At 43.5% G+C, this 14,199-nt stretch carries 12 protein-coding genes; 9 read left to right on the top strand and 3 right to left on the bottom strand.

Translation table 11 applies throughout. The features are described from left to right. Positions 1-111 precede the first annotated feature (111 nt). Complete coding sequence (locus ACZ45B_RS12245) at positions 112-489, top strand: hypothetical protein (protein WP_024545282.1); 378 nt, start codon at positions 112-114, stop codon at positions 487-489. A 96-nt stretch (positions 490-585) separates the two neighbouring features. On the opposite strand, the gene ACZ45B_RS12240 is transcribed toward ACZ45B_RS12245, so the two are convergent. The 3 genes from ACZ45B_RS12240 to mraY form a co-directional block, all read right to left on the bottom strand. Further along, a complete protein-coding gene (locus tag ACZ45B_RS12240; protein ID WP_038027817.1) occupies positions 586-2,313 on the bottom strand; it encodes an EAL domain-containing response regulator in 1,728 nt (575 codons plus the stop codon). Positions 2,314-2,736: 423 nt separating this feature from the next. Beyond that, the gene (gene mrdA, locus ACZ45B_RS12235; protein ID WP_024545280.1) at positions 2,737-4,545 is read right to left on the bottom strand and encodes a penicillin-binding protein 2; all 1,809 of its coding nucleotides are present in this window, start codon (positions 4,543-4,545) and stop codon (positions 2,737-2,739) included. A 163-nt stretch (positions 4,546-4,708) separates the two neighbouring features. Then, positions 4,709-5,794, bottom strand: a complete 1,086-nt coding sequence (gene mraY, locus ACZ45B_RS12230; protein ID WP_024545279.1) for a phospho-N-acetylmuramoyl-pentapeptide-transferase — start codon at positions 5,792-5,794, stop codon at positions 4,709-4,711. Between the two features lie 143 nt (positions 5,795-5,937). On the opposite strand from mraY, the gene ACZ45B_RS12225 reads away from it, so the two are divergent. The 8 genes from ACZ45B_RS12225 to glgX all read left to right on the top strand — a co-directional run bounded on the left by ACZ45B_RS12225 (position 5,938) and on the right by glgX (position 14,172). Next, positions 5,938-6,771 carry an alpha/beta fold hydrolase gene (locus ACZ45B_RS12225; RefSeq protein ID WP_024545278.1) on the top strand — a complete coding sequence of 278 codons (834 nt, stop codon included), beginning with the start codon at positions 5,938-5,940 and terminating at the stop codon, positions 6,769-6,771. Positions 6,772-6,895: 124 nt separating this feature from the next. Continuing rightward, positions 6,896-7,354 (top strand): photosystem II protein PsbQ, encoded by a 459-nt coding sequence (gene psbQ, locus ACZ45B_RS12220; protein WP_236612414.1) that lies wholly within the window; start codon positions 6,896-6,898, stop codon positions 7,352-7,354. Positions 7,355-7,926: 572 nt separating this feature from the next. Then, positions 7,927-8,286, top strand: a complete 360-nt coding sequence (locus ACZ45B_RS12215) for a carboxymuconolactone decarboxylase family protein (protein ID WP_024545276.1) — start codon at positions 7,927-7,929, stop codon at positions 8,284-8,286. A gap of 48 nt (positions 8,287-8,334) precedes the next feature. Further along, positions 8,335-8,901 carry a hypothetical protein gene (locus tag ACZ45B_RS12210; RefSeq protein WP_024545275.1) on the top strand — a complete coding sequence of 189 codons (567 nt, stop codon included), beginning with the start codon at positions 8,335-8,337 and terminating at the stop codon, positions 8,899-8,901. 189 nt (positions 8,902-9,090) lie between these two features. Continuing rightward, positions 9,091-9,693 carry a DJ-1/PfpI family protein gene (locus ACZ45B_RS12205; protein ID WP_024545274.1) on the top strand — a complete coding sequence of 201 codons (603 nt, stop codon included), beginning with the start codon at positions 9,091-9,093 and terminating at the stop codon, positions 9,691-9,693. Between the two features lie 54 nt (positions 9,694-9,747). Then, positions 9,748-11,565: an AGE family epimerase/isomerase gene (locus ACZ45B_RS12200; RefSeq protein ID WP_024545273.1), complete on the top strand. Its 1,818-nt coding sequence runs from the start codon at positions 9,748-9,750 to the stop codon at positions 11,563-11,565. An 89-nt stretch (positions 11,566-11,654) separates the two neighbouring features. Then, positions 11,655-11,990 (top strand): STAS domain-containing protein, encoded by a 336-nt coding sequence (locus ACZ45B_RS12195; protein ID WP_024545272.1) that lies wholly within the window; start codon positions 11,655-11,657, stop codon positions 11,988-11,990. A gap of 64 nt (positions 11,991-12,054) precedes the next feature. Then, positions 12,055-14,172, top strand: a complete 2,118-nt coding sequence (gene glgX, locus ACZ45B_RS12190) for a glycogen debranching protein GlgX (protein WP_024545271.1) — start codon at positions 12,055-12,057, stop codon at positions 14,170-14,172. Positions 14,173-14,199 lie beyond the last annotated feature (27 nt).

The raw sequence follows: 14,199 nt of genomic DNA, 5'->3' as shown, positions 1-14,199 counted from the left end.
TGCTTACCACTCCGAATAAACCCAGTTCCAGGCAACGAGCACTGCGTCAGTTAATTTTTCCAGTGACTACATAAACGCACGAACCCAAATAATTCATCTGGAGAAAATTTCATGAAACTAACCAAACGCTCTGTCGGTCAAGGCTTACTACTTGGGGCAATGATTCTAATGGGAAATAGCCTTGGGGCTAATGCCTCGCCGCTTTCACCCGTGCCGGGTACTTGCCCCCCTGGTTGGGTTCCCCGTCCCCAAGCGGTCAATTTTCAACTCGGCCCTTGCATGCCCGGAACGATTACACCTGTTTTGCCCCAAGCCCAAGCTAAACCGACTCCCGGCACTTGCCCTCCTGGTTGGCGTCCCCGTCCCCAGGCAGTCAATTTTCAACTGGGCCCTTGCCTGCCCGGCACTCTGATTCCGAATAATCCCCAACCCCAAGCAGGTTTATTATTACCTGCTGTCCAAAGTATTCAGTTGGCACCATCTCGCTAAAAATACACAAAAAAGCAAGACCTGACTGATTTTTGGCCTTGCTTTTTGTTTGGATTGGTTCTGTTGCTGCTTAGGCGATCGCCAATGACCGCAACCCTAGACTGTCTGGGATAGAGTGTCCAAGTCAATAAAGGGGGAACTCAAGAATTCTCCCGCGCGAATCGGACGACTAAATAAGAAACCTTGAATTTCATCACACTCAAACTGTGTTAAAAATTCTAATTCTGCCTGTTCCTCAACCCCCTCAGCAATGACCTTTAAACCCAGTTTATGAGCCATATCGATAATGGAACTAATGATCGTTGCATTCACATTATTTTCATGGATTTTATGAATAAAGGAACGATCAATTTTAAGAGTGTCAAAGGTAAATTGTTGGAGATAGCTCAAAGAAGAATAACCAGTCCCAAAATCATCGAGGGCAATTTTAATTCCCAGAGAGCGGAGAGCTTTGAGGCGGCGTATCGACGCATCCCCATTATTGACTAAAGTGCTTTCCGTGAGCTCTAGCTGCAGATCCTGAGGTTGCAGTTGGTTATTGATAATAATTTGACTGAGACGATGGTGAAGATTGAGCTGGGTAAACTGTTTTGCCGAAAGATTAATAGACATGTAAAAATCTTTTAAACCAGCCATTTGCCAGCGCCGCAACTGACTAGAAGCTTCATCTAAAACATATTCACCAATCGGAATAATTAAACCAGTTTCTTCTGCCAGGGGGATAAATTGATTGGGTGAAACTAGGCCGCGGGTTGGGCTAAACCAACGCAAGAGAGCTTCCGCTCCAACAACTTTGCCTGTTTGCAGATTAACTTTCGGTTGATAAAAAACTTCCAGTTCATTGTTCTCAATGGCTTGTCTCAAATCAGATTCGAGGGATACTGCATTAAAGCGCCCCACATTCATTGCGACAGAGTAAAAAGCCGATTGATTCCCTCCTTGCTGTTGGACTCTCACCATGGCTGTGTGGGCGTGGTTTAAGAGTTTGTCAAGGGTGAACGCATCTCTAAAATAGAGGGCAATCCCAACACTGAGACTGACAAAAATATCTTGATGCCCTTCGATCGCAAAAGGCTCACTAAAGACATCTAAGAGCTCCCGGGCAATACCAGTCACTTCATAGCGGTGCTCTAGGGGCTTCAGTAAAGCACAAAATTCTGATGTATTCAGACTGGCAATCAAGCCATATTTTTCTAAAACACCTTGAAGACGGACAGCCACACGTTTTATGAGCTGGCGCACTACCCCATGGCCGAGATATTCATTCAGCAGGGGAAAGCGATCAATGCTAATCGAAAGAAGGGCGGTGGGAGGAATGGCGTCACTATCTAGATCGGCGGGAAACTGGGAAATAATTTGTTGAAATGCATCCTCGACACTACTCGGATTGGGCAACCCTGTCAGGGTATCCTTGGCATTCAGCTGATCGAGCTGTTCAGCGTAGTACTGTTTGACCCTTGTGTATTTTTTGAGGCGCACTTCTACGGCTTTGAGAAGCTCTGCAGCTCGAATCGGCTTGACTAGATAGTCATCCGCTCCCGAAATCATGCCCCGACGCAGTTGCCCAGTTTCAGCTTGGGCCGTCAAGAAAATAAACGGAATCATTTTCGTTTCTTCTTGCTGCTGAAGTTGTGCCAAAACGTCATAACCATTGAGGCCAGGCATCATGACATCACAGATAATGAGATCAAGGCTGTAGTCTGCCGCCAGGCGGACCCCTTCTTCACCATTACTGGCTTCAACCACGATATAACCAGCATTCGTCAAAATCTTTTGGGTAAGTTTGCGAATAATGGCATCATCTTCAATAACCAGAATTGTCACTAAGTCCCGATTTTTAGATTCCGAATCGCCGGACGAGTTGAAATTTTGGAAATTGGTATTGTGCGAGGTCATGTTTTCCGAGGGATAGGTAAGGCTTTTAAAGATTTTCTTTTGGGTTACAGGTAGAACTGTAAATGGCTTATTAATGGGTGGTCAGAAATTTTTGATTCTTTTTACATGAGCGACTTTATGGCTTGCCTTTATCATCCATAGCTCAAGATATGTCGGTACATTTAAGTGCTCAGTCTACAGGTATTTTTTTAGAAGGACTCAGGAGGCTGAATTCAGTTTGGCGGGTGAAACTAGGGGTTGCGGCGCCACTTGATTTTATCTTGACAATATTAGGTATTGTGTTGTGCCTATGTTTAGAAATGTAACATAAATGTAGGTAAAAGATACATTTTTAACTGCTTCTTCTGGGTCTTACTCCAGTGTTTCTGGGGTTTCAACAGTCGGATTTTCTGCCTTTTCCTTGAGCTCGAAATAAGCGGTCATCACATCGTGCACCATCGGCCCGGCCACGGAGCCGCCACCGCCGCCAGAGTGTTCTGCAAAGGCTACAACAACAATTTCTGCATTTTCATAGGGGGCAAAAGCGCCAAACCAAGCATGGTTTTCGCGGGGCGGGGCTTCTGCTGTGCCACTTTTGCCTGCTGCTGTTGGGATCCCAGGCACATTGAGTACAGTTCCTGTACCACTGGTGACAACAGCCCGTAGTCCAGCGCGAATGGTTTCTAGGGTGCGGGGTTCTAGGTTAAGGGAGGTTTTTTGGGGCGTGTCTGTTTGGACTAAGTGGGGGCTTACGAGATACCCGCCATTGGCCATTACAGCAAACATCTGGGCCACCTGGAGGGGGGTCGCTAAAGTAAGACCCTGACCGATTGACATATTGATTGTATCGCCGAGGTTCCAGGGGCGATCGAGCTGTTCTTGGGTCCAATCATCATCTGGGATTAGGCCGGAGGTTTCTTCGCCTAGTTCAATGCCTGTGCGCTGGCCGAACCCAAACCGCCGGGCCCAATCAATTAGGGTTTCTCCGCCAACACCCCGGCCGACTTGCCCAAAAAAGGTGTTACTGCTCCAGGCCATTGCTCGTACATGGCCGATCGCCCCAAAACCAGACCGATTCCATTCATAAAAACGCACCCCTGCTGCGGCTAAATAGGGGGTTGTACTGAGGACGACATTGGCTGGATATTTCCCAGATTCCATCCCGGCGGCGGCGGTAACGACTTTAAAGGTGGATGCAGGGGGAAAGCCCCGGAGGGCCCGATTAATAAAAGGGTCTCCTTTCGCGGTGACAGCAGCCCACTTTTCTGGGGAGATGCGGTCAGAAAAAATATTGGGGTCAAAGTCTGGATAGCTTGCCATGGCAAGGACATCACCATTACGAGGATCGATCGCCACAATTGCCCCGTTGCGATTACCTAAGACATCTTGGGCGACCTTTTGGAGGTCTGCGTCAATGGTCAGATGGATATCTTCGCCAGCTTGGGCTGGTTTTTCTCCGAGGATTTGGACGAAACGACCATCCCGGTCAACTTGGATTTCTTGGCCACCCCACTGACCCCGCAGGCGAGTTTCCAGGGAAGATTCCAAACCCAGTTTACCGATGTAATCCTGGAGGCGATACCCTTCGGCCCGTCTGACTTCGAATTCTTCGGGGGTGAGCTCTCGAGTATAACCAAGCACATGGGAAGCGGTATTACCTTGTGGGTAATACCGCACGGGCTCAATAATCACCTCGACTCCTTCAAGGGTCTGGTGATGTTCTTCGATCGCTGTGACCTGGGCAAGGGTCAAATTACGGGCGATCGCCAAAGGTTCGGTGGCGTAAATATCTTGGGACTTGAGGCGTTTTTCAATTTCAGCCGGCGAGATCCCCACCAATTGGGAAAGCAATTGTTTCGTTTTCGGCCAATCGGGTTTGGTGCGAGCTAAGGGCCAGATATAAATGGCATGGGCGAGTTTGGTCGTGGCAAGCACTTTGCCATTGCGATCAAACATATTGCCTCGGATCGGGGGTTTCGGCGCGATCCGGACACTGTTACTGCGGGCAGTTTGCTGTAGTTCGTCGCCCTTGACCAGTTGCAAAAAGGCCAGTCGTGAGCCCAGGCCACCGATTAAAACAACACTGGCCATAAACATAATTCCCCAGGGCCTGATCCCTCGGCCAACAGTGCGACCCGATTCTTTGCGTGATGCTTTGGCGATAGGAGAAAGGAGGGTCATAGATCGCTGGGGAATTGGAAAAATTGCACCTCTAATTTTAGCGCGGTGATTTGATTTTTAAAGGGCTACCAGAGAAGTCTAAAAGGCGACAATGGTACTTTCTAAGCCCTCGTAATGAAGCATCTTTTATGTGATGATTCAACAATTCCAGCCGGCGAGTAGTTCATGTCAGGATGAAACAGAGAAGAACCAAGCCAAAATTGATTAAGTAAAATGCACCAACGATTTGGGTTTCGGGCCAGCCACTGAGTTCTAGGTGGTGGTGAATGGGAGCCATTTTGAAGAGACGCTTGCCTTGGCCATGTTCGTCTTTTGTGGCTTTGTAGTAGCTGACTTGGGCGATTACTGAGACGGCCTCAATGCAAAAAATACCGCTGATGATGAGCAGGCCCCAGATATTTCCGGTGAGAATTCCGGCCGCGGCCAAACCGCCCCCAAGGGCCAGGGAACCAGTATCACCCATGAATACTTTGGCTGGGTTGCGATTGTGATAAATGAACCCGAGACAAGCGCCACTCAGACAAGCACAGAGTAAGCTAACACCGGCATGTTCTGGTAGAGCGAGGGCGGCAATGCCCAGGAAGGTGATCGCCCCAGTGCCCCCAGCCAAACCATCGACACCATCGGTAAGATTGGTGGCATTGCTTTCGGCAACCATGGCAAATCCAGCTAAGGCCCAAAATAGAAAACCCAGGGGAAGACTCAATTCTGCAAAAAAGGTAATTGTCGTTAGCTCTGGGGCGGTGAGAGCTAACCAAATACAAAAAACAATGGCGATCACAATTTGCAGGATCAGTTTCATCCGGGGGGAAATCCCTTTATTGGATTTCAGGCGCAACACTTGCCAATCGTCTACCCAGCCAATGACCCCATAGGCAAGGGTGACCAAAGCGATGACGATCGCCTCCGGGTTAAACCCCGCGAAAAGTACACCAGTAATGAGTCCCACAGGCAGAAAAATGAGCCCTCCCATGGTGGGGGTTCCCGCCTTTTTGAGGTGAGCTTGGGGGCCTTCTTCTCGAATAATTTGGCCTGTTTTTAGACGGCGTAACAGAGGCACTAACCAAAAGCCCAAGGCCCCAGCAAATCCTGCGGATACAAGCACCGGAATCCAAAGGGGGATGATATCTGTGGGTTCCCAGAGCGGAATGAGTAGAGACAGACAGATTAGGAGGCCTGTCAAAAGACCCAAAAGCTGGGTTCCAGAGGGCTTCTGAATGAAGAGTAGGGGTGAAGATTTGGTTTCCACGGGGATCACTGGCATTGATTCAATTCCCCAAAAAGATAGCATCTCTCTGCTGGAATATTAGCCTTGGCCTCTGAACTTCAATTTGGGGAAAGAGTATGCCACAGTGAAAGCTTGACCTGTTGTTGATAGGGGCAAACAAAACCATGGCGATCGCCGAACAGAAAATCACCGTTGGAAACCTCACTTGGTTCTACCGAGAAACTGAAAAATTAGACAATGGCCGTTTACCGATTGTATTTCTCCATGGGTTGCCATCCCATAGTTATGGTTGGCGGGCTGTGATGAAGCGGCTGGCGGCAGCAAACTTCTATTGTTTGGCCCCTGATTGGCCTGGGTCGGGTTTTTCTAGCTATCCCAGCAGCCGGGAGTTCTCTTACCGAGCTGATGCTTTCCAAGGGGCCCTCAAAGATTTTCTCAAAGCCTTGGACATTGAGCGTTGTCACATTGTCACCCAAGGTTTTCTTGGCCATGTGGGGATTGGGTTTGCCCTAAATGAACCGCAATTATGCGATCGCCTGGTAATTCTCAATAGTCCTGTCCTGCCTGGTAGTAAGCTTCCCTGGCCGATGCAACAGTGGGGTTTACCCCTCGCAGGGGATATGCTCACCCAGGACCCATTATTGGTAGACCGCACCCTCGAAAAAGGCAGCGGCTTTGTGATTGCCGATGAGGATCTAGCCGTGTACCGCCAACCTTTTTTAACCAGTTCCGCTGTGGGCCGGGCGTTGATGGCGACGGTCAAGCGATTTGATTTTGCCCAGGTGTTGCCAGAACTGAAAGCAAAATTGCAGGCCCGTACAGCCCCTACTCTATTCCTCTGGGGGAATCAAGATCCCTGGTTAGATGGTGAATTACTCAAAACTTGGATACAAGCAGAAACATCCCACCAATGGTTTGATCTGCCCGAGGCAAGACATTATCCCCAAGAACATTTTCCGGAGGCGATCGCCCCCCAATTGAGTGAATTTTTAGCGTAGAACCGGGGCATCAGCCATAAAAAAATATGAATGGCCTTAGGGGAAAACCTAATCTCCGTCCCATTTGTGAGATGATGTTGGCAATTGAAAACCTGATAACGTCATTAAGCTTTAATACATAACCATGATGCTACGTTTGCGGTCAGTTTTGTCCTTGCTGTTAGTGGTAATCACCACCTTTCTCGTCAGTTGCTCTGGCCCCTCGGTCAAAGTTCCTGACACCTACACCCCCGACCGAATCGCTCAAATTCAAATTTATCTGACCCCCGTCAGTGAAGCACGCCAAGGTATGGAAACCCTTGGTGAATTTGTCCAGGCTAATAACTGGACCAATGCTCGTACCTACATCCATGGGCCTTTTGGCTTCCTGCGTCGTGACCTGACCTATCTGGCCAATACCCTATTGCCCAATGATCAAAAGGCAGCAAAGGATCTCATCGATGAGATTTTTGCGCACCTAGAGCGCCTCGACGCTGCCGCCCAAGATCGCAACGGAACAGCGACAACGACAGAATACAACAATGCTCTCGCTGATTTTGATGCGTTCTTGCGGTTGATCCCCGGAAACACCGAAGCAAGCTAACCAGCTTTCTTCCTTTGGCTTAATTGATTTTTTGAGGCGGTCCTGAGGCGATCGCCTTTTTTTGTTTACCTATCATTTCTTTCTTCTGAAGCGCTTTATAGTTGAGAGATCCTAAAATTTGTCCAGTCAAGCTAGCCAAGCAAATCACCGCAATCAAGTTCCTTGACTAAGCCGGCCCATATGCATCAGTGTTCGCTGTGCCATGATCGAGTCATCTTCATCGGTCACTACCTTTTTAAACACTAAAAATAAATTACCGCTCTATTATTTTTTCCCTCAATTACACTAAAGTTCAGAATCTATAGATGATTTTGGCTGCAGTTCTTGGCGGCCTCTTTTTTGAGAAGACTTTGACAAGAGCAAGAAAAATTTAACTTTTCTTGACCTTGCTTAATAGATATTTTCTCTACAAACAAACACCTTTAAAACGAAAGGTTTTCTTAATATTCTTCAGTTGTTGTCTGAGCTAATCTTATTGGTGAGCATATTCAGTAGCCCAACAAATAGGCGACATAATCTAACAACTAAGATTTGCTCTACCATAATTTTTTGAGACAACCAGAGAGTATCACATGGAGAATACAGCATTTGAAAATGCGGTTCTTGACGATTTTGATTTGCAGGAAAAATTGAAATCCTTAAATCCAAAATTTGGCGACTTTGTTACCCGTGTTGCCGGAGAAGCCTGGGGATTACCACTCATTGATCAAAAAACAAAAGCTTTAATCACAATCGCTATTGACGTAGTCAACCAAGAACAATTAGGGCCAGGATCTCCATTTGGTGCCCATATTGATATGGCTGTCAAACAAGGTGCAACAAAAGAAGAGATAGAAGAATTGTTGCTTTTTTTATGTCCCTATGCCGGATTTAATAAAGTGGCAGGCTGTTTTGGCGTTTTCAATGAATTTTTTCCTCCCGGAGAAAAGTAAATCTTTAATTTTTCATTTGTTACTACTGACATTTAATCTAGATATCATATGAAACGGATTAGTTACTATCAAGATTTATCAGCAGATTACTCTCGCCCTGGCTTAGTCTCTGCCGAACTAGCCACAAAGCTTATTCGCGACGCTGAAGAAATCGTGGCAATGAAAGAACCACAACTGCCTGCGATTAACGATCACTACTCTCTCAAACAAATTGAACAGGAAAATAAAGAATGGTGGCCGACCCATTGTGAAGCATTAAGACAAGGGCGCGGAGACATTTTGACTGGGGAATATCGCGATGATTTAGTTTACTTATGCCAAGACGGGCCTTACTATGGCTTAAGTGAACAACAAGAAAGAGAAAAGCATTGGTGGGCCTTGATCTCTCAACCCGATGTCACCATGTGCTGGCCTATTGTTCTCTTTTCTGGAGAACATACTTACTTTGAATGGAAGTGCGTAGATGACGCAACGAACGAAACCCTTGCAAAAGGAAATGTCACCTGGGTTCGTCGAGGGCACCGTGGGGGTTGTTATCTCAAAACAGAACAACTTACTTTCTACAGAGATGTTTTTGCTCCCGATGAGCTTTTAACATTAATCACCCTAGATTAAGCTAGTTTTGATCATATTCAAAATTTCTTGTGGAAGAGAAGCACAAACCCAAAAAGATTTTAACTTCAACATTTTTTCTAAGCAGCAGCTGAAAAATACAAGTCACAGTAGCCTTGGTGGAAATGTTTTTTATTTTCCTTTGAGCACTTGTTTCAAGATTAAACTTCGAGTTACCTAAAAAGTTTTACCATGGATAATAAAGGCAAGATTGGCGTTCTTATCGAAGAACATTTTGATGGCACTGAATTCCATCGTTTTAATGATTATTTTCCACAGCATGGATATGACGTAGAGTACATATCTCACTTATGGGGTAATGCAGAGCTTTCTTTTAGCTCTAACCCTGAAAATAACAAAATTGAATATTCTGTTACTGTGACGACAGAAGTCAATGACATTTTACCAGAAGACTACCGAGGTATTATTTGTATTGGCGCTTACGCAATGGACCGCTTGCGATATCAAGTGAACGTTAAGAAGGGCCAGAAAAATCAAGCCCCAGCAGTTAATTTTCTCCGTAAAGCGACCCAAGCTTCGAATGTTAAATTAGGAGCAATCTGCCATAGTCTTTGGCTATTTTGTGCTGATACCGACTTGATTCAAGGCAAAAAAGTAACCTGTGCTCACAATATTATTTGTGATGTTGAAAATGCGGGTGCTGAAGTTATCTATGAAGGTGAAGCGACAGCAGATTTGGTCATTGATGGTAATTTAATCACTGCCAAACATCCTGGTATTGTCGATCAATTCATGAAGGTTTTTGTTGATGAAATTGAAAAGTCTCAACATTAACAAATGAGTAGCTTATTTTGATTTCCCACTTTTTGTTTTTAAGAATAAATCAATATGTCATCCACCACAAGTTTTTCTTTTTCTGATCTAATCGCCGGGTATGTTACTAGTTTCAATGAATCTGAAGACACGTTTGGCTTGAAAACTTCAGACGGTCGTGAATTTTTAGTAAAATTGTCTGCCATGGCATACGCTAAAATTATTCAAAATTTTGAAGAAGGCTATCCCGACGCCACTGGCAGCATGCGTTCTATGCTTTTGCCTGGTCGTTACTTATTCGCCTATGGTATTTTTTATCCTGATAGTCAGATTTTTGATGCAAAAAATCTTGTTTTTGTTGGTTTTAAACAGAATGAATATGTTTTTGAAAAGCAAGATTGGTGGGTTAAGCAAATTAATGCCTTAGGTAAATTTTACTTGAAAGCACAGTTTGGGGAAGGAGATTATGATTACCGTCGATATCGAACAGACTTAAATCTTTCTGGCATGCAAACGAATAGTTTTCGCCAAGAAACTGATACTATTTCTCGTCTTGTATATGGTTTTGCTACTGCTTTTATGATGACAGGCAATGATAGCTTTCTAAAAGCAGCAGAACGGGGTACAGAATATCTCCGTGAACACATGCGCTTTGTTGATCTTGATGAAGATATTGTGTATTGGTATCACGGTATCGATGTACAAGGTGATCGCGAAACAAAAATCTTTGCTTCAGAGTTTGGCGATGATTATTATGCAATTCCCGCCTATGAGCAAATTTATGCGCTAGCTGGCCCTGTTCAAACTTACCGATGCACCGGTGATCCCCGGATTATGGAGGATACCGAAAAAACCATCAAGCTTTTTGATAAATTCTTCTTAGATAAAAGTGAATATGGTGGTTATTTTTCCCATTTAGATCCCCTAACCCTAGATCCTCGCAGTGATACATTAGGAGATAATAAGGCGAAAAAAAATTGGAATTCAGTAGGCGATCATGCTCCTGCATATCTAATTAATCTCTGGCTAGTAACTGGCAAACAAGAGTATGCAGAGATGATTGAATATACGTTTGATACGATTGAAAAATATTTTCCTGATTATGAAAATAGCCCATTTGTGCAAGAGCGCTTCTATGAAGATTGGTCCCACGATAAAACTTGGGGATGGCAACAGAACCGCGCTGTCGTCGGTCATAATCTTAAAATTGCCTGGAATTTGATGCGTATGCAGAGCCTAAAAGGAAAAGAAAAATATTCCTCTTTAGCTCAAAAAATTGCCAATTTAATGCCTGATGTTGGTAGTGATCAACAACGAGGCGGCTGGTATGACGTGCTTGAGCGTTCCCTAGCAGAAGGTGAAACTCAATATCGTTTTGTTTGGCATGATCGAAAAGCCTGGTGGCAGCAGGAACAATCTATCCTTGCCTATCTAATTTTATCTGGCACTCTAACAAATAAAGAGTATCATCGTTTAGCTCGAGAAGCTGCTGCTTTTTATAACGCTTGGTTCCTCGATTTAGAAGATGGAGGCGTGTATTTTAATGTTCTGGCCAATGGTATCCCTTATCTTTCTGGTGGTAATGAACGTGGAAAAGGAAGTCATTCCATGAGCGGCTATCATTCTTTTGAATTATGTTATCTTGCTGCTGTTTATACTAATTTATTGATTACAAAACAGCCAATGGACTTTTATTTTAAACCAATTCCTGGCGGCTTTCCTGATAACATTTTAAGGGTTGCACCGGATATTCTGCCTAAAGGCAGTGTGAAAATTGGAAAATGTGAAATTGATGGTGAACCTTATACTAATTTTGATGCAGATGAATTAACAGTCAATCTACCTAAAACCCATGAACGCATCAAAATCAAGGTTCAGATACTGCCCAACTAAAAAAATAAAGCTTGATACAAACAAGGTTTGGAATTCAAGCTTTACTTGGTTATTTGAACATATTGGTTATCTTATCCATCATAAATATTATGCAAATATCTCTTCAAACTATTGATGATCTGCAAATTGCATCACTTACTGGCGATATTGATGCGAGCACAGCGCCAATTGTTACTGAACAAATTTTACCGATTATTAAACCAAGCGCTAAAATCATTTTGGATATGACAAAAGTCGCCTATATGTCTAGTGCTGGTTTGCGCATGTTGCTTTCATTACACCGACAATCAACAGGTCAAAACAGTATTTTAGTAATCGTAGGTTTATCTGAAGATGTTCAGGACACAATGGCTGTAACTGGCTTTTTGAGTTTCTTTAAAACTTATTCTTCTCTAGAAGAAGCAACAACAATTTTTCAAACATAACAAGAATATCTAAACAAGCTTAGTTTAGAAAATAAATGCTTTATCCTACGGTGCAATACTAAAAATGCAAAGAATTGACGTTCATCCCACACACACCTATCACCAATATAAGTTGCGTTGTGGGAAACCTTTTCCATTTGGTGCGACTCTTGTTCCGGGTGGAATCAATTTTTCAATATATTCTAGCTATGCAACTTCATGCATATTAGTTCTTTTTGAAAAACATGCTAAAGAACCATTGATTGAAATTCCATTTCCTACGGAATTTCGTATTGGCAACGTTTATTGCATGATAGTTTTTGATCTTGACTACGAAAATCTTGAGTATGGTTATCGAATGGATGGCCCAAATGATTTTAAAGAAGGTCATTGGTTTGACAAGAGTAAAATCTTAATGGATCCCTATGCTAGAAGCATTGGTGGACGAGATGTATGGGGGGTAATACCTGACTGGCAAGATATTTATCAGCATCGGTCGCGAATCGCCTTTGATGACTTTGACTGGGAAGATGACTGTCTATTAGAAATTCCTCCAGAAGATCAAATTATTTATGAAATGCACGTACGTAGTTTTACGCGTCATCCTTCTTCCGGAATAAAAGAAAAACACCAGGGAACTTTTGCTGGTATTCTTGAAAAAATCCCCTATTTTAAAGAATTAGGTATTAATACTATTGAGTTAATGCCTATTTATGAATTTGATGAATTTGAGAATAGTCGTCTAAACCCTGAAACAGGAGAACTACTGGTTAATTACTGGGGCTATAGTACCGTTGGTTTTTTTGCACCTAAAACTGGTTATGCAGCTACTGGGAAGTATGGAATGCAAGTTGACGAATTTAAAAATTTAGTCAAAACATTACATAAGCATGGCATTGAAGTCATTTTAGATGTTGTTTTTAATCATACAGCAGAAGGAAATGAAAAAGGGCCGACTATTTCTTTCCGTGGCATTGATAATAAAACATACTATATGCTAACCCCAGAAGGTTATTATTTTAATTTTAGTGGTACTGGTAATACCCTCAATTGTAATAATCCAATTGTGCGGGGAATGGTTTTAGATTGTTTACGTTATTGGGCTGCTGAATACCATATTGATGGATTTCGGTTTGACTTGGCAGCTATTTTAGGTCGTGATCCGTGGGGTTATCCTTTGACTAATCCTCCTTTATTAGAAAGCTTAGCATTTGATCCAATCTTAGCTAAATGCAAGCTCATCGCAGAAGCATGGGACGCAGGTGGTCTTTATCAAGTTGGTTCTTTTCCTGCATATGGTCGTTGGGCGGAATGGAACGGTAAATACAGAGATAGTATACGGAAATTTTTGAAAGGGGATGGTAACGTTGGAGAGGTAGCTCAACGTTTACAAGGCTCTCCTGATTTGTATGCAGCATCTGGTCGCTCTCCAGCAACATCTATTAACTTTATCACCTGTCATGATGGCTTTACATTAATGGATTTGGTTTCTTACAACCAAAAACAAAATATAGCTAATGGAGAAAACAATAATGATGGAAGTAATGACAATGATAGTTGGAATTGCGGTGTTGAAGGGCCAACCGATGATCCACAAATTTTAAGTTTGCGTTACCGTCAAATAAAAAATGCCATAGTGATGTTGATGGTTAGTCAGGGTGTCCCCATGATCTTGATGGGGGACGAATTTGGTAGGACCAAAAACGGAAACAATAATACATATTGCCATGACAACGAATTGAATTGGTTGAATTGGAATTTGTTAAGTAAAAATCATGAATTATTTCGTTTTACAAAAGCAATGATCGCTTTCCGTAATGCCCATCCTGTGTTGAGAAACACCCATCATTTTCAAAATAACGATTATGTAGGTAGTGGACTCCCTGATATCAGTTGGCATGGAACTCAGGCTTGGCAAGCTGATTGGTCTTCTTCGCATATCATTGCTTTTATGTTGTGTGGAAAACATGCTAAACAGGGAACTATCGCTGATGAAACGATATACGTTGCGTTTAATATGCATTGGCAGGCACATTACTTTGAATTACCGCGAACTCTTGAAGGTAAAAAATGGTATATTTTTGCTAATACAGGAGTTGCTAGCCCTATGGATATTAACCCTCCTGGAAATGAAATTATGATTGATAATCAATCGGGTTTATTCCTTAGAGAGCGATCAGCCGTTATTTTGATTGCCAGATAATTTCATGCCCTATTAAAATTTGTCAAT

The organism is Picosynechococcus sp. NKBG15041c (genome assembly GCF_055380235.1).
This window is presented reverse-complemented; position numbering and strand designations above follow the sequence as displayed.